The 20,912-nt window shown below is 61.4% G+C and carries 21 protein-coding genes and 1 tRNA gene; 15 read left to right on the forward strand and 7 right to left on the reverse strand.

Going from position 1 to position 20,912, the window contains the following annotated elements:
• Window positions 1–6: 6 nt before the first annotated feature.
• Window positions 7–2,325: an Eco57I restriction-modification methylase domain-containing protein gene (locus tag QX135_RS10365; protein WP_316179674.1), complete on the reverse strand. Its 2,319-nt coding sequence runs from the start codon at window positions 2,323–2,325 to the stop codon at window positions 7–9.
• 910 nt (window positions 2,326–3,235) lie between these two features.
• On the opposite strand from QX135_RS10365, the gene QX135_RS10370 reads away from it, so the two are divergent.
• The 3 genes from QX135_RS10370 (at window position 3,236) to QX135_RS10380 (ending at window position 5,871) form a co-directional block, all read left to right on the forward strand.
• Window positions 3,236–4,903: a DUF5906 domain-containing protein gene (locus QX135_RS10370; protein WP_316179672.1), complete on the forward strand. Its 1,668-nt coding sequence runs from the start codon at window positions 3,236–3,238 to the stop codon at window positions 4,901–4,903.
• Window positions 4,904–5,175: 272 nt separating this feature from the next.
• The gene (locus QX135_RS10375; RefSeq protein ID WP_316179670.1) at window positions 5,176–5,436 is read left to right on the forward strand and encodes a hypothetical protein; all 261 of its coding nucleotides are present in this window, start codon (window positions 5,176–5,178) and stop codon (window positions 5,434–5,436) included.
• A gap of 168 nt (window positions 5,437–5,604) precedes the next feature.
• Window positions 5,605–5,871: a hypothetical protein gene (locus QX135_RS10380; protein WP_316179668.1), complete on the forward strand. Its 267-nt coding sequence runs from the start codon at window positions 5,605–5,607 to the stop codon at window positions 5,869–5,871.
• Between the two features lie 25 nt (window positions 5,872–5,896).
• On the opposite strand, the gene QX135_RS10385 is transcribed toward QX135_RS10380, so the two are convergent.
• On the reverse strand, window positions 5,897–6,478 hold the full coding sequence (locus QX135_RS10385) for a hypothetical protein (RefSeq protein WP_316179667.1): 582 nt from the start codon (window positions 6,476–6,478) through the stop codon (window positions 5,897–5,899).
• Between the two features lie 788 nt (window positions 6,479–7,266).
• On the opposite strand from QX135_RS10385, the gene QX135_RS10390 reads away from it, so the two are divergent.
• The 8 genes from QX135_RS10390 to QX135_RS10425 all read left to right on the forward strand — a co-directional run bounded on the left by QX135_RS10390 (window position 7,267) and on the right by QX135_RS10425 (window position 13,103).
• Window positions 7,267–7,617, forward strand: a complete 351-nt coding sequence (locus QX135_RS10390; RefSeq protein ID WP_316179665.1) for a hypothetical protein — start codon at window positions 7,267–7,269, stop codon at window positions 7,615–7,617.
• Window positions 7,618–7,809: 192 nt separating this feature from the next.
• Entirely contained in the window at window positions 7,810–8,214 is a 405-nt protein-coding gene (locus tag QX135_RS10395; RefSeq protein ID WP_316179663.1) for a hypothetical protein, read from the forward strand.
• A complete protein-coding gene (locus QX135_RS10400; RefSeq protein ID WP_316179662.1) occupies window positions 8,196–8,720 on the forward strand; it encodes a hypothetical protein in 525 nt (174 codons plus the stop codon). The genes QX135_RS10395 and QX135_RS10400 overlap by 19 nt, the downstream gene beginning before the upstream one ends.
• A gap of 224 nt (window positions 8,721–8,944) precedes the next feature.
• The gene (locus QX135_RS10405) at window positions 8,945–9,418 is read left to right on the forward strand and encodes a hypothetical protein (RefSeq protein WP_316179660.1); all 474 of its coding nucleotides are present in this window, start codon (window positions 8,945–8,947) and stop codon (window positions 9,416–9,418) included.
• Between the two features lie 37 nt (window positions 9,419–9,455).
• Complete coding sequence (locus QX135_RS10410; RefSeq protein WP_316179658.1) at window positions 9,456–9,677, forward strand: hypothetical protein; 222 nt, start codon at window positions 9,456–9,458, stop codon at window positions 9,675–9,677.
• A 26-nt stretch (window positions 9,678–9,703) separates the two neighbouring features.
• Window positions 9,704–11,617, forward strand: a complete 1,914-nt coding sequence (locus QX135_RS10415; RefSeq protein WP_316179657.1) for a prohead protease/major capsid protein fusion protein — start codon at window positions 9,704–9,706, stop codon at window positions 11,615–11,617.
• 191 nt (window positions 11,618–11,808) lie between these two features.
• On the forward strand, window positions 11,809–12,054 hold the full coding sequence (locus QX135_RS10420; protein ID WP_316179655.1) for a hypothetical protein: 246 nt from the start codon (window positions 11,809–11,811) through the stop codon (window positions 12,052–12,054).
• Window positions 12,045–13,103 (forward strand): tyrosine-type recombinase/integrase, encoded by a 1,059-nt coding sequence (locus QX135_RS10425; protein WP_316179653.1) that lies wholly within the window; start codon window positions 12,045–12,047, stop codon window positions 13,101–13,103. Before QX135_RS10420 ends, QX135_RS10425 begins: the two co-directional genes overlap by 10 nt.
• 795 nt (window positions 13,104–13,898) lie before the next feature.
• On the opposite strand, the gene QX135_RS10430 is transcribed toward QX135_RS10425, so the two are convergent.
• Both QX135_RS10430 and QX135_RS10435 read right to left on the reverse strand, forming a co-directional pair.
• Window positions 13,899–13,973: transfer RNA gene (locus QX135_RS10430), tRNA-Glu, on the reverse strand.
• Window positions 13,974–14,376: 403 nt separating this feature from the next.
• Entirely contained in the window at window positions 14,377–14,715 is a 339-nt protein-coding gene (locus tag QX135_RS10435) for a hypothetical protein (RefSeq protein WP_315783142.1), read from the reverse strand.
• 31 nt (window positions 14,716–14,746) lie between these two features.
• Here QX135_RS10435 and QX135_RS10440 point away from each other — a divergent pair, with 31 nt between their 5' ends.
• Window positions 14,747–15,727 carry an RluA family pseudouridine synthase gene (locus tag QX135_RS10440; protein ID WP_316179693.1) on the forward strand — a complete coding sequence of 327 codons (981 nt, stop codon included), beginning with the start codon at window positions 14,747–14,749 and terminating at the stop codon, window positions 15,725–15,727.
• A 219-nt stretch (window positions 15,728–15,946) separates the two neighbouring features.
• On the forward strand, window positions 15,947–16,846 hold the full coding sequence (rpoH, locus tag QX135_RS10445; protein WP_315737032.1) for an RNA polymerase sigma factor RpoH: 900 nt from the start codon (window positions 15,947–15,949) through the stop codon (window positions 16,844–16,846).
• Window positions 16,847–16,938: 92 nt separating this feature from the next.
• Here rpoH and QX135_RS10450 read toward each other — a convergent pair whose 3' ends face one another.
• Both QX135_RS10450 and QX135_RS10455 read right to left on the reverse strand, forming a co-directional pair.
• On the reverse strand, window positions 16,939–17,562 hold the full coding sequence (locus QX135_RS10450) for a peptidoglycan recognition family protein (RefSeq protein ID WP_316179649.1): 624 nt from the start codon (window positions 17,560–17,562) through the stop codon (window positions 16,939–16,941).
• A gap of 21 nt (window positions 17,563–17,583) precedes the next feature.
• The gene (locus QX135_RS10455; RefSeq protein WP_316179647.1) at window positions 17,584–18,819 is read right to left on the reverse strand and encodes a GGDEF domain-containing protein; all 1,236 of its coding nucleotides are present in this window, start codon (window positions 18,817–18,819) and stop codon (window positions 17,584–17,586) included.
• Window positions 18,820–19,046: 227 nt separating this feature from the next.
• Here QX135_RS10455 and QX135_RS10460 point away from each other — a divergent pair, with 227 nt between their 5' ends.
• A complete protein-coding gene (locus tag QX135_RS10460) occupies window positions 19,047–19,274 on the forward strand; it encodes a hypothetical protein (RefSeq protein ID WP_315772285.1) in 228 nt (75 codons plus the stop codon).
• A 105-nt stretch (window positions 19,275–19,379) separates the two neighbouring features.
• Here the strand turns inward: QX135_RS10460 and QX135_RS10465 are convergent, their stop codons facing one another.
• Window positions 19,380–19,769 (reverse strand): response regulator, encoded by a 390-nt coding sequence (locus tag QX135_RS10465; protein ID WP_315778335.1) that lies wholly within the window; start codon window positions 19,767–19,769, stop codon window positions 19,380–19,382.
• A gap of 151 nt (window positions 19,770–19,920) precedes the next feature.
• On the opposite strand from QX135_RS10465, the gene QX135_RS10470 reads away from it, so the two are divergent.
• Window positions 19,921–20,760: an SDR family oxidoreductase gene (locus QX135_RS10470; RefSeq protein ID WP_316179645.1), complete on the forward strand. Its 840-nt coding sequence runs from the start codon at window positions 19,921–19,923 to the stop codon at window positions 20,758–20,760.
• Window positions 20,761–20,912 lie beyond the last annotated feature (152 nt).

The raw sequence follows: 20,912 nt of genomic DNA on the forward strand, positions 1-20,912 counted from the left end.
GCTACGTCAGCCCGGTTGAGTTCGAGCGCAAGGTGGGATTAGCTTGACCGGGTGTCCATCAAACCGGCAGCAGCTCACCCAGTCCTTCACATTCACACGAGCGAGCACTTGCGACTTGTTTAAGCTTTCCGGGATGGCAGCAGACGCTCCGTCGCCTTTTTCCCACACCCGATATTCGACTGGGTACTGGGGTTTGACTGATGCGGGAACTTTTTGGAGGCGCATAATTGCAGTTTTATTTGCGACCTTGGCGAATGGCTTAAGCTTCTTTAGATCATCAACCCCAACCGGAATGAGATTTGCCTTCTTATTGATGCTGAAGCTACGGAAGCCCTGCGATGAGGGCGACTGGAAGTGTGTTTGAGTGATAACGAAGACCAGTGAGCCCCCCTGCTTCAGCCACTTGTCGCCGACCGTGTAGGTAATCATCCCCGAGATATCCAGTTCATTACCTCCATGAAATGGAGTTTCCGAGAATATCGCGTACTTCTCGCACGTGGGTTTGACGCGTTTACGGTAGATTTCCGGCAAATTGGACCATCTGACCCAAGGCGGATTCCCGACTACTACGTCGAACTCTCCTGCCACTGCCGACCAGAAGAAGTTTCTAACGATCCGAAACCAAATACCATTCCATGCTTTCTGGTGGAGAGCGAGAACTTGATTGTAAGTGTGCTCCAGTGCACTCGCCCAGCTCTCCAATTCTTCAGCGGACAAAAAGCCCTGGGCTTCGAGCTGCTTTGCTACGACCGAGTACTTGAGCTCCGAGTCGACGGCAGCGCACATTATGACAAAAGTCTTATCGAGCCTAGCCCGATCGAATGCGAGCTCAGGGGGCAAGATCACCTTCAGATCCGAGACTGCGCTGCCTATATGGTATTCGACAAAACCGTTTCCGCCGGCTGGAGGAGGTGCCGGGGAGTATACTGCATCGGCGAGCAGTACCGGCAGCTCGATTTCCATCTTTGCTTCAGCGATCAAGTCCGCGATTGCAATGAGGAAATTCACTCGAGAGGCCTGAACAGCCAGAGGGTTCAGGTCGAAACCCCAAACATTCTCCAAGATGTTCTGCAATGTCTTGCCAGCGGGGAGCTTGCTCTTATTCGCCTGCGCGCGCTTTCTGCGGATAATCTCTAGGAGAAACGACCCAGAACCACATGTCGGGTCTAACGCTCTGATCTCCAACCATCCCTTCGCTTCTAGACGGTCGCATGCGACTTCCACAAGCCAATCAGGTGTATAGAATTCGCCGAGCGCCTTACGAAGTGGCTCTGGAACGAGGGCCTGATAGAAAGATTTTAGCACGTCCTTAGAACGAGCAGCGCTCAGATCATCCATGCGATATAGGGACATCTGCCTCAGGAGCGACCGAATCCCCGTGCAAATGTGCACTCGCCCGCCTCTTGTCAGAGAAGCGTCGGAATACCAGGAGAAAACTGCCTCCTCGACGAATCCCTTGATCAACGCGCCTTCGAAGTAAGCTGCTCTTTCAACTTCGTCGTTCAGCCGCTTTAATAGCGCGTCGTCATCGTACCCAAGAAGCTGTTCACAGAAGTCTGGGTATGAGGTTAGATCGTACTCAGCCACAATCTCTGCGGCGAGCAACTTCATTACGAACGCGTTGTATGTGTGTATCACAAATAGAAGCGCCGCAACAGCATCTGCTTTTGGCAACGCGAGCTTGACGGGTATCAATCGACGAATTTCCTGGGCTTGAGCTGCCGACAAATCGGCGACTTGCCCGAACAGCGCCCGCCATTCTTCGAATAGCATCTTGATCTTGTTGTTTGAGGGACTCTTGATGTTGCGCTCCAGCTCGCTTGCGAGCGCTGCCATCATTTCGGTACCGACCACTGATCCGTGACCAAAGTCCTCAATAAGATTTCCTGCAGTTACGGCCCGACGCTTTGCGTCCCGGCACGCTTGGGCAACAAGCTCAACGGACGATTCATTGAAAGGAAGAAGATTGCGGTGAGATATGACGCCATCCTTATGGAAGGCGAAGCAAATGTGCTCTCCATCGGTAGCGATGCCGATGTAGTCTTCGGGCGCAAGCCCCTCCGATTTTGCTCGACGAACAATATACTTGTCTAATCGATCGTTGACCGCTTCCTTAAAGGCATTGCTTTTAGTGTTTCCTTTGAAGAGACCTTTGCCTTTAAATTCAATGATGACTTGATTATATGAAGCATCGTTCCTCTCACGCTCTGCGTGGAAGACGATACCGAGTTCATTCTCGATATGCTTAAGCCAGCTCTTCCGCAGCTCCTCTTCGTTTGCCCAGTTTGCGCTGTCTTTCTTTAGCTTCGAATAAAGAGACGACACGGCTAACCCCCGACTCAACCCCTTCAGCTTTAACGTTCCTATTCGCCCCAGAGAAGACCAACGATGCTACGCGCAGAGGTTTTCCTCGCTCCTCGACGAGGAGTGATGCAAAGCCGAGAGCCGAGCTAGTGGTCTCCCCTTCAAGACTGGAAGGGGGATCGCCGATTCCAAATTGCGCCTTGTTCGAACTAAGGGCTCGTACCTTCTTTGCATCCCACCATGCCCAAACTGCCCGTCGTGCCAATCTGCCGCATTCCGCCGGGCAAATCTCCGCTTGTGTCGTCGGGCAAATCAGATCGATGCTCCTCGCCGTCTCGCGCTCACTGAAGGGGCGTTTCGCGATCGTCACGGACCGTGGAGCGGGAGATGCGGTGGCCGCCTGGGGTCGCAGTGCGCGTTTCGCGTGCGGACGAACGAGCCCGAGGCGGACGGTCAAGCCGTGTGGTCCCGACACCCCGACGCTGGTGTCTTGGTCGGCGACATCCCGATGACGGGGGCAAGCAAGCCCGGTCCCCTGGGAGAGCACGGAGCAGCCGTTCAACCCATCGCGCAGGGAAGGCCGGTTGTTCGGCCAATCCTGTGGTGACTGCCGCCTGCTTTTCTTTCTGCAGGCGGGCCATGGGTGCGGCCTGCACCCGGCCTTCCCTGCGCCCTTCTCTCGGAAGGGCGTCCCGAAGAGCAAAGCTCGGACGCGAAAATGCGCCGCGAGGCTGAGGAGCCGCGCGTACAGGTTAGAGATGAAGGGTTGAGCGCCGGGAATGGCGCTCCCTAGGGGACTTTATGTCTCTCGCGGAATCAAACACTTACTGGCCGGTGGGACAGAGAACGGCTCTACGGAATCGTTATCGTTTCTAGAGCGAACGTCTCACCACTGGCGCCCAATAGGGCCGCCGGAGAGGTAGAATCCGACATGACTGAGCTTGCAAACGGTGGCCTCCCGGAGGCCGCCGCGAAACCCGTTTGCGCCAACGGCCGCGCGGGACAGGACTTTAACGACATGCTTGGCGGCGCCGCCGATCCGGCCCGCGTCGCTGCTCGCATCGCTGATCTTGTCGAACACGGCGACATGCCGCCGCATGAGCGCATTGTGCGCCTGATCGAAAGCGACGACGAATCCGACTTGAACGGTTCCCTCCCGTCGGCCGTTTGTCCCGAGGGGGGGCAGACCGGCGATAGGAGCCCCGTGGACGCGTCAAACGCGTCGCCGCGCGCTTGGGGCTTCGATGTCGCCGAAATCAATCGCAGCTACGCCCTGGCGATTTGGGGCGGCAAAGCTGTGGTAGTGAACGAACAGCCCTCGGGTCCGGTGAATGACCGGGTGCGCGTGATGTCGGTCGAATCGATGAACTCGTGGTTCGCCAACCGGCACACGGAAATTGTTGGATCGGACGGCAAGATTCGCCCGGTCACTTGGGCGAGGGCCTGGCACTCGCATCCCGACCGCCGGTCATACGCAGGCATCGAGTTTTTCCCGAACCCGGATGGCGCCGCAGGGACGCCGGGCTATCTGAATTTCTGGCGGGGTTTCGACGTGGCGCCCTCGCCGGCTGGATCGTGCAATATCTTCCGCGACCATCTGCTTACGAACGTCTGCGATGGCGATCCGGAGCTCTTCAAATATGTTTTCGGCTGGATGGCTCACATCGTGCAAAAGCCACGCGAGCGGCTTGGCACCGCGATCGTGCTGCGCGGTCGACGGGGCACGGGCAAGAGCAAGGTTGGCGAGATCCTCGGATCGCTGTTTTCGTCGCATTACTTCCAGGTGGATGATGCCCGGTATATCACTGGGCAGTTCAATGCTCACATGGCGAGTTGCTTGCTGTTGCAGGCGGACGAGGCCGTTTGGGCGGGGGACAAGGCGGCCGAAGGACGGCTCAAGGGCCTGATCACGAGCGAAATGCAGATGATTGAGTCCAAGGGAGTCGACCCGATCCGCCTTCGCAATTTCGTGCGCGTGATCATGTCCTCTAACGAGGGGTGGGTCGTGCCCGCCGGCATGGATGAGCGCCGGTTTGTCGTTCTCGACGTTAACCCTCGGTGCGCCCAGAATCGTGCCTACTTCGCCGAGATGGATGATGAAATGAACAACGGCGGGCGCGAGCGGCTTCTCCATGACTTGCTGACATTCGACTTGACTCAGGTGGACTTGTGGCATCTGCCGCAAACCAAAGCCTTGCTTGAGCAAAAGGTTCGGTCTCTCGATACGATCGATGACTTTTGGTTCAACCGCCTTCACGAGGGTGCCGAGTGGCCAGAGCGAGTCCCTTGCGATCACCTTTATTCAGAATACCTCAAAGCCTCATCGCAAGTGGGTGTGGGCCGCAAGCGCGGTCCTGCCGAGTTTGGTAAGCGGCTCGCCAAGCTTGTGCCGGGCCTGCGCAAGACCCGGCCTGCGATCGCAGTTGATCCTGGCGTAACACAGCGTGTATGGTGCTATGAGATGCCGCCGCTTGATGAGTGCCGCGCAGCATTCGATGAGTTGCTTGGCCAGCCCGTGGACTGGCCGGCGCTTTCCCCGGGAGAGGGCGAGCGGGCGATGCAATCGGGCTCGGACGCGGATGATGTCGCTCCGGTCTAGGGCGTCCAAGCGCGTCCAAGCTGGGCGAAATTCAGATTAGTCAACAAAATCAAGTGCGCGTCCAGGGTGTCTAGGGCGTCCAGGTCGCGCGCGTGTAGGCAAGCAAACCGGGTCTCAAGCTCTTGAGCCCGGTTTTTGTTTTTTTGCCTCAACCTCTCAATGTCCTTGGACACCTTGGACACCCTAGACCAACCCCATAATCAAAGCGGTTTCATGCAGTCCAAGGCCCATCGGGCCTCTTGGACTGCTTGGACATGTCCTAAGAGCAACCAATGAGCAAGTTGACCAAAGACCAAATCGAATTTGCGAAAGCGATGACCATCAAGCAGCGCCGCGTGTTGTCCGCGCTCTCGATCTATCCAAGCGGATGGTTCATGAGCGCGAGCGAGCGCGCAGACCCGGAACTGCGCGAGCTATTCACACATCGCCTGGTCCAATGCCATCACGTCTGCGCCGGTGGTGGCCTTCCAGCCTGGGGTGTGACCGACTTCGGCAAACGGATCGCGGAACGGCAGGCGAAGGGCGCCTATTAGACGGCGGGTCCTTCCCCGGCCCCTCCCCCCTACGGCACAAGCGCGCCCCGAAATCTCGCCAGCGGCAAAAATCGAAACTTGGGTTGACAGGGTTGACAGGTTGACGCCGCCATAGGGCGCCATTCCGATCAATAAGGTAGGCCGATCATGCCTCTAAAGCTTTATACCATGGCTGAAGCTGCGGCGATCTTTCGAGTAAGCAAACGGGTGTTTGCGCAGTTCATCGTCGACAAGCCGTTCTATCGAACGATAGGCCGCGCGAAACTGTTCACTGATCAAGATATCGCGCATCTGTATGAAGCGATGGAATCCGGATCGAGCAATCAAGCAACACGCCAACCAGAGACAATCGCCTATCGTTCCGAGGCTTCAGAATTCGCAAGGGTTGCCCAATTGATGGCAGCCAAACGATCTCGGCGCCGGCGTTCTGATTAATTGATCCCAACCTGATTGCGCCCGGTCAGATACGGCGAGCTGTTCTGGCGCCCGCACGCATCAATTCGACCATCAAAGGTGCCGCACCCGACTTCAATCGATCGAGGCGGATGGATTGAGAGGCGATGGACATCACCTCGAAATAGTCGCCGTACGGGCTAATTTTCGCGACGACTGAATCAAATGCGCCGCCGGCGCCGAAAAGCAAATCGACAAAGCAAACCGGGCACACGCCTCTACCGCAAAAATGGCGGCCGGATCTGCCGCCATCTATACCGGCACCAGGCAGTGCGGGCGATCGCCGCGCGCACGGCCAAAGTGTCGGCAGATCGAGCACATGCACAGATGTCGGCGGCCGGTGTCGGGCGCCAAGGGCGGTGCGGCGGCCGAGGATCTCCAGCGCAGTGATCCCCAAGGTGATCGGCAAGTCGGTCGGCGCGCAGCTCGACAACGTGCTCGCCAACATCACCGAGCCGGCACCGGCAATCTGTGGCAGGCCGAGTGCCGGACGGAGCAAGGCCGCGACCTTGCTCGCCATCCAGCTTGAGCCGCCGGTCCACCTCGATCCCAACTCCATCGCCTTGTCAAAGCTCAACGGACCGAGCATGCCGGCGAACCAACCGGCCCCGGCGACGACATCACCGGGCCGGGCATAGGTTCCGCCTAGCCGGTCAAGGCCGAGGTTGAGGGGCAAGCCAAGGTTGACGTTGCGGTGAAGGTTGAAGCGTCGCCGAGTCTGCTCGCCTCGATCGAGCAGAAGGTGGCAACCGCCGTCATGGCACTTCGATCAACCGGAACCACGGCCAAGGGCTCGATGGGCTCAACCGGGCAATCGGCATCCGACGCGGCGCCAGCGCCCTGACTTTAAAAGGCCGCTAGGTAGCGCAGCGCCGGACCATGGCGCGTTAAAATATCGCGGCCGTAGTTCGGCCGCCTCAGGTGTTCACGCGGCGGCCGATCCGGGCCGCCGTTTTTGTTTCGTACGAAAGTAAGCTTAGACATGATCGAGTGGCGCCTCGGCAACAGGTATCTCAGGATCGACGGAGCGATCGATGCCTAACGCGAGCAAGCTAACGCAAGGTCGCCAAGACGAAACATTTCTCAAACATGGGCTTAGCAGCAAAAACTAGCGCATCATGCGCTACATAGCGCATCATGCGCTATGTTGTGGACCTTCTTAGAATGACGAATGGTCGCGTCGGGTCTAGAAGCCCGACTCGACTACGCGTATTCGGTTTCAGCGGATCGATTTAGCCGTTGGCCGGGAGGGCCGCGCAATGTCCAGAGCGAAAGCTTAAAGGCGCGTCCACCTGTTTCGAGCAGGTTTCTAGCTCCCGGCCGCCCGGCCCGACGCCGGCGAAGGCTCTAGAAAGCCAAGCTCGAAAGGCAATTCTCATGACAAACAATGGCGCATCCGGCGTTTCGGCCGGCATGGCCGATGCCGTGCACGAAGATATTATTCGGATCGCAAAGGCGCTCGCAATTCGGCATGCGCGTGCAGATCATCTCACGGGGATCAAGCGTCGAACTAATTCGACTGTTGGCAGCGGCCGCGAGCCGCCATGCGTGCGGTTTGCGACTTACTGCGACGAAGATACGGGCGAGACGACTCCGCTTTATCTCCACTCACACGAAGAAATCGATGCCGCGATCGATCGGCGCATTCGTTGCTTCCCGGAACTGGCTACGCGGCACGAGGCAACGCGAGCCAAGTGGCACAAGGTGCTCAATAATTACGGGCGGTGATAAGCGCAGGCTTAAGCGGAGACTGTAGGGCGTGAAAAAGAAAATCGAGATTGAGAGATTGCTTCCGCGCGGCATAGGGGTTGCCGGCCTTCTTGATGGGGGTGGCTTGCCGGACCGCGCCGCTTGACATACACCCGGAGCGTTCCAAAAGGCGAACAAAGAAGCCCGCCCGCAAGGCGGGTTTCGCGTTTCTTGATCTCGATTTTGCAATGGACGATTCGCGATGAATTGCCTAAGCGCCGGGCTGTGACGGCGACGCCCTGGGATGTTATTACGCAATACGGCATCCTGGGCACCATCGTGCAAACGGGCGGTTACGGCGACGGGTTCGGCTTTGTGCCGGGCGAGCCGCGCGATGACGCTCTGATTGTGGCGCAGTCTGTGCGCGAGCTTGCACAGGAGGCGCGCTTTGCAGATGTCGAGGAGGTGTTATCGTTATTCGGCGCGCTTGCGGGCATCGCCGGCGAAGCGCCGCGCTTGATCCTCGGCTCGTTTTCGATCCACAACAGCTCGTCATCTCCCATGCAACGCTCGGCTCGCGGACGAAATGGAAGTTTGATCAACCAACACCGTACCAGATGTTTGCGCCCACACTGAAAGGGCGTCCGCGCCCGATTGTCTATGGCACCGACGACGGCGGCGTGACTGTCGAGTTGCGCAAGAACGAGGGCCGCGCGCGCAAGCGTGACGGCGAATACACGCTCGCGATGTCGCCGCTCTCGCCGCTCGATTGGCACGAGCCGGCGCCGCTGCACATCGGCGAGTGCCGCACCGAATGGGTGACGTGGTGCAACGCGCTCGACGATCTCGCGCGCACGCTCGCCGGCAGGCTGGCAACGATCGAGGTGCACCCGCGCACCGTGCGCTCATGCCGTGGTGCGACGGATCCTCGCCGTCGCGCGCGTGCTCGCTGGCCGCAAACTCACCCTGGCGGATGTCGAGCTCGGCGTCGCGCCCAGGCGCAACGCCGTCGCCGGCAAGCCGGTGGAGTCGCCAATCGAGGCCGAGACCGTCCAAAGCTATGTGCGGGCGAGCCGGCAAAAGATGCGCAAACCCGCTGCAGTTTAAGGGGTTTCCGCGCAATCAGTGACCGGGTGCATTGACCGGAAGGAAAGTGCCAGCCTATAACACAGAAGTTGATGTAAGATCGCGATACAAAGAAACCCGGTCCGTGCGGGTTTGCTTACCTAACTTCAGTGTTTTTGAACCCGCCCGCAAAGGCGGGTTTTGTTTTACCGAACCGCTCCGCGCAACGGCTGTTGCGTCGGGGCTTTTTTTTGCCCAGCCGGGCGGACCAACCACACATGAGAGAAAGGGAAACAAGACCATGCTGAAAGAATATTCGCCTAGCGCGACCGCTTATGCGGCGCACTGCAAGCCGGACACGCTGCGCGACTGGCGTCGCCTGGGCTTCTTCGAGGGCCTCGGTGAGCGCAAAGGCAAGGGCCACTTGTTCACCTTGTCCGACGTGGCGCGGATCGCTGTCGCCGCATTCATCGCTCGTAATGGAGCCGGCCTTCGTAACGCATTCGAAATCGTTGGTCGACGCGGAGGTCTGATTGACGCTATCGCCGCCCATGAACGAAGCGCGCCGGAAGCAACCGATGACCGCTTTCTGACGTTTGTGATCGAGCCGGACACCAGCTTTCCGGTGAGCATCACCGGCGCGCCGATCGGGCATATCAAGTTTTTGGCTGACCCGACTGCCGCGTTGCAGTTGAACGTTTCAAAATTGATCCGTTCGGTTTTGGAGCGTCTCGACACCTTCGATAAATGGGATGATGGCGCGCCGACGGCTTAGGTCCGTGCGTACTAACAGCAACAAGGCACGCCGCGCCATGTCAGCGAAAGACCTTTCCTTCACACTTCCGGCTGATTTCGAGAGCCGGTGCACAGCCGTCTACGCGCGTTTGCAAGCCGGCGAGCCGATGACGGTTGAATATCTCGCCGATCAATTGGGCTTGCCGTACGAGTTTTTTGCCGGCGCACTCGCCGCCCATGCAGCCAGTTTGGGCGCGTTGGCGCTGGTTGACCTTTCGCCACCTCGGCCGCTCCACTAGGCCATACACTCCACCAAGGGAAATCCATGACAATTGACGTAACGCACCGGCGCTCGCCGGCGCGAACGGATTTGCACGTCCGCCGAGCTCCCGTTCGGGCAACTTCTTTTGATCCCGAAAGCGGATCATTCTCCGCGGTTATCGCGACCGGCACGCCAGTGCAGCGGCGCGATTCGACCTACGGCGACTATTTCGAGGTGCTGTCCATCGCGCCTCAATCCATCCGCCTCGAACGATTGAAGTCGGGTGCGGCACCTTTGCTGGATTCTCATCGGTCCGGTTCGGCAAAGGATCAAATCGGCATCATCACCGATGCCAGGATCGAAAATGGCGAGCTTGTCGCCGACGCAAGATTGTCGCCGCGTGACGATGTGAAGCCGATCGCGATCGACTTGGCCGCCGGCACGGCTCCTGCCGTCTCCGTCGGGTACCGCGTTTTCGCCAGCGTCGAAAGCCGCGACGAAAGCGGCAACGTCGTCATCACCCATACGGATTGGCAGCCAATGGAAGTCAGCTTGGTCGCGATTCCGGCCGATCCGAAAGCTCATGTGCGAAACCTCTCGAAAGGCAACAATGCAATGAAGAACCAGAACGCTAACGACCAGAACGCAAACCAGCCCGACGACACCGTGATCGTCACTCGGTCTCAGAATGACAGCCCGGCAAATGAACGGCGTTCGATCGAGTTTTACGAGCTCGCGGCCCGCCATCATCTTCCGGCCGAGTTCGCGCAGGGGCACATCAGGTCGGGATCGACCGTCGAGCAATTTCGTGTGGCCGTCCTGGATCAGATGGCGCACTCTGCTGCGCGCATCCAAATCTCAAGTCGCACCGGCGGCGATGGGGATACGCTCGACAATCCGGACTTCCTCGCTCGCGCGATCGAGGGGGCTTTGTACGCCCGCATGACTGGCGGCCGGCCTGAAGGTGCTGCGGCCGAGTTGATGGGCAAGACTGTGCTCGAGCTCGGCGCGATGATGCTCGAACAGCGCGGCGAGCGGCCAAATTGGAAGAACCGCGAGCAGCTTGCCGGGCAGATCATGGCACGTTCCGGTGGCATGCTCGCGACCACAGACTTTCCAAATCTGTTGTTGAGCACGGGCAACCGCGTTCTGAATCAGGCCTATCAGGTGGCGCAGACTCCTCTCTTGAGGATCGCCAAGCGGCGCGATGCCGCCGACTTCAGGACGCTCTACCAGATCAAGTTGAGCGAGGCGCCGCGACTGCTTGAACTCGGCGAGGGCAGCGAAGTCAAACATGGTGCGCGGTCGGAATCGGTCGAGTCGTTCAAGCTCAAGACTTATGCGCGCATGTTCTCGATCTCGCGTCAGGCTATCATCAATGATGACCTTAACGCGTTCGCGGACTCCAACGCTGCATTTGGTCGCGCTGCGGCGCAGACCGAGGCGGATTTGCTCGTCTCGCTGTTCACCGCGAACGGCGGCAATGGCGTGAACCTCGCGGACGGAAGTCCGCTCTATGGCACTGGCGCCAGCCGGGCGAACAAGGCTGCGGCGGGTAGCGGCATCGATGTCACCGGCCTTTCCGCTGGCAGGCAGGCACTTCGCAACATGAAGGACATCGACGGCGCGACGCCGATCAAATCAACGCCTCGCCACCTGGTTGTTGGGCCATCCCTTGAGACGACGGCAGAACAGTTCCTGCATACGATCTCTGCGGTCGACTCGACGAAGGTGAATCCATTCGCCGGCGCCCTGGAGCTCCACGTCGAACCGAGGTTCGCCGATAATTCGTGGCGGCTGTTTGCCGATCCGGCCGAGGTGCCAACGATCATGGTTGCGTATCTCAACGGCGCCGACGGGCCGATGGTCGAGGTGCGCCCAGGTTGGGACGTGCTTGGCGTCGAAGTGCGAGCGGTGCTCGACTTCGGCTGCGGCATCAACGATTTCCGTGGCAGCTACCTGAACCCCGGCACCTAAACGCTACCAACCGTAAGCAAGCTAGCGGGCGCCGTGAGGCCTCGCAGGATTGAGGGTGTTGCGGCCCATCCAACAGCGACAGCCGTCCTCCCCCGCTTGCTTGCGGCCATGCGCGCCTAGTCCGGCGCGCGTGGGGCTTCCTTGGGGGTCAAGGACGGCAAGGCCGCACTTCCTTTTTAGGCTAGATCAGCATGCTCGACGAGAAATCATCAGCGCGCCGCAGCAGCACATTGCCGCTGTCGCTGCCGCCGCGGGGCTTGTCGCGTGTTCAAGCCGCAGAATACATCGGCGTCAGCGCATCGACGTTCGATAAAATGGTCGCGTCGGGCGAGATGCCGTCCCCCAAAAGGGTCGGCGCCAGGACGATTTGGGACCGTAAGGCGCTTGACTGCGCTTTTGACGCATTCGACGATAGCGGGGAAAATCCATGGGATTGAATCCGGCTCCAAACATGCGCGTGCCACTTAAGTACATTTGCGAGGATGTTGATCGGCATGGCAATGTCCGGTGCTACGTTCGGGTGCCCGGAAAACGGAAGGTGCGCATTCGCGCTTTGCCGGGCACGCCGGCTTTCATGGAAGAATATCAAGCGGCTATCGTGACGGCTTCCGAGGCGCCGCTGCGGCAGGCTGACGAAACGAAAAAGGGATCGTTCCGCTATCTCTGTATTCGCTACTACGCGAGCGCGGCTTACAAAGCTTTGGACATCAGCACACGTAATTGGCAGCGTCGGGCACTGGATGGAATCGCCGGAGAGCACGGCGCTAAGCCGGTCGCGATGATGCAGTCTCGGCACGTCCGCAAAATGCGCGATGCAAAGGCCGCCACACCGGCCGCAGCCAACCAGCTTCTGAAAGCTTTACGTGCGTTGTTCTCTTGGGCAAACGAGGCCGAGGAAACCACAGTCAATCCGACGACGGACGTGAAAAAGCTAAAGTATCGATCGGACGGTCACCACACTTGGACAGATGGGGAAATCCTGCAGTATTACGAGCGTCACCCGCTCGGGTCCAAGCCGCGCCTCGCGCTCGATTTGCTGCGCTACACGACCGGCCGGCGAGAGGATGCGCCGCGCCTCGGGCGCCAGCATATTCGGGATGGTCGCATTCGCTTTCGCCAAGCAAAGAATGAGCACCGAAACCCGATCGACATCGACATTCCGCTGCACCCGGCGCTTGCCGACAGCATTGCAGCAGCGAGCGTTAGTACCAACATGACATTTCTACTCACCGAATTCGGCAAGCCGTTCACTGCGAACGGATTTGGAAATAAGTTCAAGGATTGGTGCCGCCAAGCCAATCTGCCGCATTGCTCCGCACACGGAGTACGAAAGGCTACCTCGACCGCGCTTGCGGAATCTGGCGCAACGCCTCACGAGATCATGGCGATCACGGGTCACCAAACCTTGGAAGAGGTGGAGCGCTACACCAAGGCGGCGAGCCGAAAGAAAACTGCCGATGCGGCTATGGCGAAGCTCAGGGGTTAGAGAAAGCTTAGGGCGAGAAACGCTACCAGAAAACCTCCTTGTTCAAGTTCGCAGCCACGAACTGAAGGCTTATGCTCCGGAGAAAGGAATGCCATGGCTGCGGTCCCATGAAGCCCATCCTTCCGCCGCCAGCATCCCAAACCGCAACCGCAGCACCGCGTAGGCCCGCTGCATTGGCTCGGGATTCGAGTATTCCTAACTCGTGGTTTTTGTCCGCATCGCTCAGGTAACCAAAGCGCGCTTCAAGCGGGAAAATGATCATATCCTGCCCCTGTTCGCGGATATGAGCTACTTGATACTTTGGCACTATCACCACTCCATCGAGAGGATGTTAATCACCAATCCGGATTAGCTCGGCTTTGAAGCTCACGCCGGCCGCTGATCCGGTGCACGAAGCTGTCGTGTCCGAGGATGTGCCTGTAAGGGAGATTGTGATCGCATCGACCCCAAACACTGAGTTCAAACCTGCCGTATGCCTTTTCGTCGACACCTCGGCTGTGAACTTGTTTGCGTCCTGGGAGTATGTGCCGGTGTACACGATGGCGGAATCCCCGCCGCGAAGCCGGCCGTCGTTCAACACCAGGACGCCGGCGCCCGACCCGAGCGGTGTGGTGAATCGAGCAACATAAAGGCCGTTGGGAAGCATGAGAATCTCCGGTTGAGTGAACCATTGTTTCTCAACCTATCCTAATAGGATGATCCTGCACAAACAAAGAACATATACTGTCCCACTAATTCCTGGAGTGGGACAAATCAGGTTAAAAAACACGAGAATTCAATGGCATAATCTGTAAATGGCGCTCCCTAGGGGAATCGAACCCCTGTTTCAGCCTTGAGAGGGCCGCGTCCTAACCGCTAGACGAAGGGAGCGTGAGGTGAACCGCATAGCCTCGAAATCGCCGCGCCGCAAGACGGGGATGGGAATTTTGTGGGGTGAGTGCCTCGAGGGTCTTTCCCCGTGGGGACCCCCACCCCCGACCCCTCCCCGCAAGGGGGAGGGGAGTGGACTGCCCGGGCGGCGAAGGGATCGGCCATCATAGGATGGAAACAGCCGGCCAAGGCGGCGGTGGGCGCCCTCTCCCGCTTGCGGGGGAGGGTTGGGGTGGGGGCGCCGCGGCGGCGGTGCGTGTGGAGAGAGTTCCCCCACCCGCATCGCATCTTCGATGCGATGCGACCTCCCCCGCAGGCGGGGGAGGCGCTGACCGCCCGAGTCGGCAGAGATGGGGCAGCAACGCAATAATGGCTGGCGTCCGGGCGAAACCGCCCCCGCCCCTTACGGCTCCACCGCGAAGCGGAGGCGGCCGGTGGGTTTGAGGGTCTTGGCGTCGAAAGTGCGGATCTCGGTGATGCCGGAGATGTCCAGCGTCACGGCCAAGCGGTCGCCGGCGGTGCCGGTGGCGACGATGCGGGCGCCCTTGGGCAGCATGGCGGTGAGGTCGGGGCCCGAAGCTGTGCTTCCATCGCCGCGGAAAAGGCGGTAGCCGATGGCGACCAGAAGCACTGCGATCGCGATCGAGGTGGTCACGCCCGCGATCATCATCATGCGCCGCAGCCGCGCCATCAGCTGGGCCTGCTCGGGCGATGACGGCTCGGGCGCAACGGTGGAATTCATGGACATCTCGACTTCAAATCCTAGCGGCGTGATGACGGTGACGGTCGCCGGCGACGAAGGCTCGCCGCGGCTCGATCGCGTGCTCGCGGTCCGGCTGCCGGAGCTGTCGCGGTCGCGGCTGAAGGCGCTGATCCTGGCCGGTCAGGTCAGCCTCCGCGCGGAGGCGGTGCGGGACCCCGCTTATCACGTCGCCGCCGGCGACACGATCACAATCGACGTGCCGGAAGCGGTGCCGGCGGAGCCCGCGGCCGAGGCGATCCCGCTGAAAATCATCTACGAGGACGACGACATCGTCGTCATCGACAAGCCGGCCGGCCTCGTGGTGCATCCCGCGGCCGGGCACGAGACCGGCACCCTGGTGAACGCGCTGATCGCGCATTGCGGCGCCAGTCTTTCCGGGATCGGCGGGGTGAAGCGGCCCGGCATCGTGCACCGGCTGGACAAGGACACCACCGGGCTGATGGTGGTCGCGAAGAACGATCGGGCGCACGCCTCGCTCAGCGCGCAGTTCGCCGATCACGGCCGCACCGGCGCGATGGAGCGCGGCTATCTGGCGTTCGCCTGGGGCGTGCCGCACCGGCCGCATGGCACCATCAACGCAGCCATCGACCGGCATCCGCATGCGCGCGACAAGATGGCGGTGCGCCCGCGGGGGCGCGAGGCCATCACGCATTACGAGGTGCAGGAGAGCTTCGTCGGCCGCGACGGCAAGCCGGTGGCGTCGCTGATCGCCTGCCATCTCGAGACCGGGCGCACCCACCAGATCCGGGTGCATCTGTCTCACCTCGGCCATCCGCTGCTCGGCGATGCCGTCTATGGCCCGCATTTCAAGACCAAGGCGAACCAGCTCGCGCCGGCCGCGCGGGACGCGCTCGAGGCGCTCGGACGGCAGGCGCTGCACGCCTATCTGCTGGTCATCGAGCACCCGCGGACGGGAGAAACAATGCACTGGGAATCGGAGCTGCCGGAGGATCTCATGCTGTTGAGGAGCGCCCTGCGAGCGGCGCTATGACGCAGCGCCTTCAGAAAAACGCAAGCATGCCAGCAGGTTATGGCAGCCACACGGGGACGTGACCCCCGGAATCCTTCCACCGGGGGGCGAAAATGGTGTATGTTGCGCCTGCGTCGAATGGTCGACGCATGGAACGTCGCAAACCGGCCGGCTTTAACCAAGCGACCGCTTTGCCTGGCCCGCCGCTATCGGGGGCCTGAACCAACTGGAGGGCGCTCGATGGCCCGTACAGCTACACTGCCGGTTCTCAATGGAGAATCCGGACTTTCACGCTACCTCGCCGAGATCCGCAAGTTCCCGATGCTGGAACCGCAGGAGGAGTACATGCTCGCCAAGCGTTGGCGCGAGCATGACGACAGCGACGCAGCGCATAAACTCGTGACCAGCCACCTCAGGCTCGTGGCCAAGATCGCCATGGGCTATCGCGGCTATGGCCTGCCGATATCCGAAGTCGTTTCGGAAGGCAATGTCGGCCTGATGCAGGCGGTGAAAAGGTTCGAGCCCGAGAAGGGCTTTCGCCTCGCCACCTACGCCATGTGGTGGATCAAGGCGTCGATACAAGAGTACATCCTGCGTTCCTGGTCGCTCGTGAAGATGGGCACCACCGCGAACCAGAAGAAGCTGTTCTTCAACCTGCGCAAGGCCAAGAGCAAGATCTCCGCGCTGGATGAAGGCGATCTGCATCCGGATCAGGTCAAGCTGATCGCGAAGCGCCTCGGCGTGACCGATCAGGACGTGGTCGACATGAACCGCCGCCTCGGCGGCGACGCCTCGCTGAACGCGCCGATCCGCGACGACGGCGAAGCGGGCGAATGGCAGGACTGGCTGGTCGATACCTCGCCCAACCAGGAAGCCATCATGGCCGAGCACGAGGAATATGACCACCGCAGGCAGGCGCTGAACGGCGCGATCGGCGTGCTCAACGCGCGCGAGCGCCGCATCTTCGAGGCGCGGCGCCTGGCCGACGAGCCGATGACGCTCGAGGACCTGGCGGCCGAGTTCGGCGTGTCGCGCGAGCGCGTGCGCCAGATCGAGGTGCGCGCGTTCGAGAAGGTGCAGTCCGCCGTCAAGGGCGCCATCGCCAAGCAGGAGGCGGCGGCCCTGGAGGCCGCGCATTAGCGGCGCGGCTTGCGGCTTGAAGGTGGTCTTTGGATGCGATCGGAGCCGGCGGAGACGCCGGCTTCTTGTTATGTGATCAGTTTGTTATGTGATCAGTCCGGCGCAGCGCGGGCGAGCCCGGCGAGCGCACAGCCCTCGCAATAGCGGGCATCCTTGTAGTCGATCCAGTTGTGCGCATAGATCCGCTCCCGCGGGATCTGATAGCGCAGCTGGAGCAGCTTCGAGAGAATGCGCCACGCGGCGATCTGGGCTTCGGTGGCGGGCCGGGTGACGTCGGGATAGTTGCCGGCGAACTCCACGCCGATGGAATTATCGCGGACGACCTTGCGATAGGTCGGGCCGTTGTCGATATAGCGGTTGTCGTTGCGGTTGGCGCCGTCGCCATGCAGCGTCACCAGGGTTTCCGGCACCGCCCAATACACCGTGCCGTCGGTTTCCACCCACACGGTGACGCCGCGCCGTTTCGGGTTCTTGGCTTGCGCCAGCGCCCCTGATCGCGCCGATCCCGCCGGCCCTTCGGTCTGGTGGACGATGATGTTGGTCCAGGGATGGGCCTGGGCGGGATCGCCCCACGGCGCCAGCCAGACCATCTTCAGCCCGGGGATGACCGGCGTGCCGGACGAGCGGGCGAGCGACGTGAGATCCTCGGCCGAGACCGGCGCAGGAAGAAGAAGCAGCGCGAGCGCTGCGCGGAGGAAGAACAGAACCGGCCTCATGGCCGGCAACGATAGCACCGGCTACCCGGCGGTGGCATCCTGCCGGCGCGGCGGCGCCATCATCGGCTCGATCTGGTCCGGCGCCAATGCCGGCGTCTCATGGTCACCGGCGAAGACGGCATAGCGGTTCTTGCCCTCCTTCTTGGCGGCATAGAGCGCCTGGTCCGCCCGCGCCATCAGCCGGTCGGGGAAGGCGCCGACATCCTCGGTCCATTCGGCGATGCCGATCGAGACCTCGATCGGCACCTCGGCGCCGGCACAGGCCTCCGCATCGTCGCGGCAAACCTGCAGGATGCGCCGCGCGATCATCGCGCCTTCGCGCAAGGCGGACGCCGGCAGCACGATGCAGAATTCGTCGCCGCCGGTGCGCGCCAGCATGTCGCCGGGGCGCAGCCGGGTCTGGGCCATCAGCGTGAAGTGCTGCAGGCAGGCATCGCCCGCGGCATGGCCATGGGTGTCGTTGATGATCTTGAAGCCGTCGAGGTCGATCACCAGCAGCGCGAACGGCCGCCGCGAGCGCTCGGCGCGCGCGCATTCCTCGCTCAGGCGCTGCATCAGGTGACGGCGGTTGGCGACGCCGGTGAGATCGTCGAGCAGCGCGAGATCGGCGACCTCGTTGCGCAGCCGGTCCACCGCCATCAGCAGGAAGCCGAAATTGAGCGACATCGACAGGAAGATCAGCAGCAGCACCGCGGCTGCCTGGCCGCTGGTGGAGTGGCTGAAATTGAAATCGGCGCCGACGAACGCCCCGATCGACCGCGCGGCAAACACCGCGATGATCAGAACGGACAGCAGGCCGGCCAGCCGCGCTCCCGGATTGACGGGCCCGCGCCTCGCATCCAGCACCAGCCGCGCGATGATCGCCATGGGGACCGCCTGCCCGATCGAGTAGCATAGGATCCTCAGCGGGCCGTGGTCGTACACGTATTGAAAGAATGCGATCGACGCGCAGGTCATCGCGACGACGATCAAGCTCAGGCGCCACGACGCCCTGTAGCCATAGAAGCGCTCGACGCCCATCGCCGCGAGGCAGATCGCGAAGGTCATCAGCGAGCCGCCGGCCAGCAGCGGAACGAACGAGCCGAAATAGAACCGCGTCAGCGCGAACGTCGCCGCCGGCGCGCACATGAACGCAGACGCCGTCCAGTACCGCGCCGAATCCAGATTGGGATAGCTGCGCATCACGTAGGCCCAGATCAGGCCCAGCGCGAGGAAATTGACCACGAAGGCGGTCCACAGCGTCGGAACGTTCAGCATCCCGACAGCAGGACGCCGCAGCTCCTGTCCTCGATGTTCAATAGCGCCGCGCTCATGAGCTACCCTGTTGTTCGCGGCAACATGGGCGCGGCGCAGTTAACGGTTCCTCAAGGTCGCAACCAAGGTTGCGCCTTGGTTTTGAATCAATGAAGACACCTTTTACGATCCGCTAACCTTGTCACGCCCAGAGCGCCAGCGGCGCAACTGGCCGGCGAATGCATCGAGCTGTGGATAAGCGCAACCGCGCTGGTGACAGCGTGAGGCAGAGCTTCGCGAATCTGCTGGGATCGACACCCGAGGCTGATGCATGGCTGGCGTGCGCCAGCGAAGCCTCGAAGTCGCGTTGCAATCCATCAACTCCTGACGAGGATGCCATGGCGAAGAAGGCGAAGAAGGCCGCGAAGGCCACCAAGAAAGCTGCGAAGAAGACCAAGAAGGCTGCCAAGAAGAAGTAGTTGCACTTCCCGGGTGGGAGCGCGGCTTCCACCCGGCTCTCAGTCAGCTCGACCCGCTAGCCGATCCTACGTCTCCACCGGTCGGCGGTTGCCACGCAACACGCCTCACCTGATATCGGGCGCGCGCTCGAGCGTCACCTCGGCTTCGCGCAGCACGTCCAGCGGCGCCCACGGCTTGCTCCAGAACTTCGTGCCGCCCGGCAGCGGCTGCGACAACGGCCGGCCAGAAGTGACGACCACATTGATGTGGGGGTGACGCGCCTTGGCGAGATGGGCAAGCTCGACCCCGTTCATGCGGCCCGCCAGATTGACGTCGGTCATCAGCAGCACGATGCGATGACCCGGCTTGTTCAGGACGAGTTCGGCGGCCTCCGCGCTCTCACACGCGATCACGTCGTACTCGCTCTCTTCGAGCAGCAGCGTGATCATCTCGCGCTGCGCCAGATCGTCTTCCACGATCAGTGCGGTGGCACGGAAAGGTTGCGACTGTCCCATGCAGGTCCTCCACGAATGTGTGCTCGTAAAGTAATGTGAGTTAAAAGCTGAACGGCCGGATGGTTCGGTTCCAATCAGAAAAAGTGGCAGAAAGCCCAGCTGCAATTGGAACAGGCACGTAGATCCGGTCGATCAGGGGAGTGAAGCGACAATGACGATCATTCGAGGCGCATCTGCCGCCGTGACAGGCGCAGCCAGCGGCATCGGCCGTGCGCTGGCGCAGGAGCTGGCGGCGCGCGGTTGCGATCTCGCGCTCGCCGACCGCGACGAGGCGGGCCTCGCAAGCCTCGCCGCCGAGCTCGCCGCGAGCGGCCGCAAGGTGACCACGCACCGGCTGGACGTCAGCGATGTCGCTGCAGTCAACCAGTTCGCGGAGGACGCGACCCGCGCGCATCCCGGCCTCAACATCGTCGTCAACAATGCCGGCGTGGCATTGTTCGGCAGCTTCGCAGAGATTGATCAGGCGGAGATGGACTGGCTGTTCAACATCAATTTCTGGGGCGTCGTGCACGGCACGCGGGCGTTCCTGCCGCATCTTTCGCGCCAGCGCGAAGCGCATGTCGTCAACCTGTCCTCGATCTTCGGCATCATCGCTCCGCCCGGCCAATCGGCCTACGCCGCGGCAAAGTTCGCGGTGCGGGGATTTTCCGAGAGCCTGCGTCACGAGCTCACAGCCGCCGGCAGTCCCGTGCGGCTGTCCGTCGTGCATCCCGGCGGCATCGCCACGGCGATTGCGCGCAATGCCCGCGCCGGCCAGGGCATGACCGACAATGCGCGCCGCGTGCAGGCCATCGAGAGGTTCGAGCGTCTTGCCAGGACCAGCCCGCGCGACGCCGCGTTGCGGATCATCGAGGGCATCGAGCGCAATGAGCCCCGCATCCTGATCGGCGGCGATGCGCGCTTCATGGATCTCCTGCAGCGCTTCATGCCGGCCACCTATTGGCGCGTGATGGCGAAGCGGCTCGAGAAGGCGGCCGCGAAGCAGGCGTGAGCCACGGGACAGGAGGCGCCGCCCCGCCTCGCGCTCTTGAGACCACCGCACCAGGACACAGCTCATGCCGGTCGGACACGGGAATCACCCGGTGGCGGATACGGCCGGGGCGATGGGCGTGTCGGCGAGCTTGATACTTCAGCCACCCAACG

Source organism: Bradyrhizobium sp. SZCCHNR1098, assembly GCF_032489375.1.
Lineage (GTDB): Bacteria > Pseudomonadota > Alphaproteobacteria > Rhizobiales > Xanthobacteraceae > Bradyrhizobium.

Coding starts and splice junctions, on each gene's coding strand:
- QX135_RS10370 (WP_316179672.1), top strand. CDS start 3,236: ATGACTGAGCTTGCAAACGGTGGCCTCCCGGAGGCCGCCGCGAAACCC.
- QX135_RS10375 (WP_316179670.1), top strand. CDS start 5,176: ATGAGCAAGTTGACCAAAGACCAAATCGAATTTGCGAAAGCGATGACC.
- QX135_RS10380 (WP_316179668.1), top strand. CDS start 5,605: ATGGCTGAAGCTGCGGCGATCTTTCGAGTAAGCAAACGGGTGTTTGCG.
- QX135_RS10385 (WP_316179667.1), bottom strand. CDS start 6,478: ATGCTCGGTCCGTTGAGCTTTGACAAGGCGATGGAGTTGGGATCGAGG.
- QX135_RS10390 (WP_316179665.1), top strand. CDS start 7,267: ATGACAAACAATGGCGCATCCGGCGTTTCGGCCGGCATGGCCGATGCC.
- QX135_RS10400 (WP_316179662.1), top strand. CDS start 8,196: ATGTTTGCGCCCACACTGAAAGGGCGTCCGCGCCCGATTGTCTATGGC.
- QX135_RS10405 (WP_316179660.1), top strand. CDS start 8,945: ATGCTGAAAGAATATTCGCCTAGCGCGACCGCTTATGCGGCGCACTGC.
- QX135_RS10410 (WP_316179658.1), top strand. CDS start 9,456: ATGTCAGCGAAAGACCTTTCCTTCACACTTCCGGCTGATTTCGAGAGC.
- QX135_RS10415 (WP_316179657.1), top strand. CDS start 9,704: ATGACAATTGACGTAACGCACCGGCGCTCGCCGGCGCGAACGGATTTG.
- QX135_RS10420 (WP_316179655.1), top strand. CDS start 11,809: ATGCTCGACGAGAAATCATCAGCGCGCCGCAGCAGCACATTGCCGCTG.
- QX135_RS10425 (WP_316179653.1), top strand. CDS start 12,045: ATGGGATTGAATCCGGCTCCAAACATGCGCGTGCCACTTAAGTACATT.
- QX135_RS10435 (WP_315783142.1), bottom strand. CDS start 14,715: ATGAATTCCACCGTTGCGCCCGAGCCGTCATCGCCCGAGCAGGCCCAG.
- QX135_RS10440 (WP_316179693.1), top strand. CDS start 14,747: ATGACGGTGACGGTCGCCGGCGACGAAGGCTCGCCGCGGCTCGATCGC.
- rpoH (WP_315737032.1), top strand. CDS start 15,947: ATGGCCCGTACAGCTACACTGCCGGTTCTCAATGGAGAATCCGGACTT.
- QX135_RS10450 (WP_316179649.1), bottom strand. CDS start 17,562: ATGAGGCCGGTTCTGTTCTTCCTCCGCGCAGCGCTCGCGCTGCTTCTT.
- QX135_RS10455 (WP_316179647.1), bottom strand. CDS start 18,819: ATGCTGAACGTTCCGACGCTGTGGACCGCCTTCGTGGTCAATTTCCTC.
- QX135_RS10465 (WP_315778335.1), bottom strand. CDS start 19,769: ATGGGACAGTCGCAACCTTTCCGTGCCACCGCACTGATCGTGGAAGAC.
- QX135_RS10470 (WP_316179645.1), top strand. CDS start 19,921: ATGACGATCATTCGAGGCGCATCTGCCGCCGTGACAGGCGCAGCCAGC.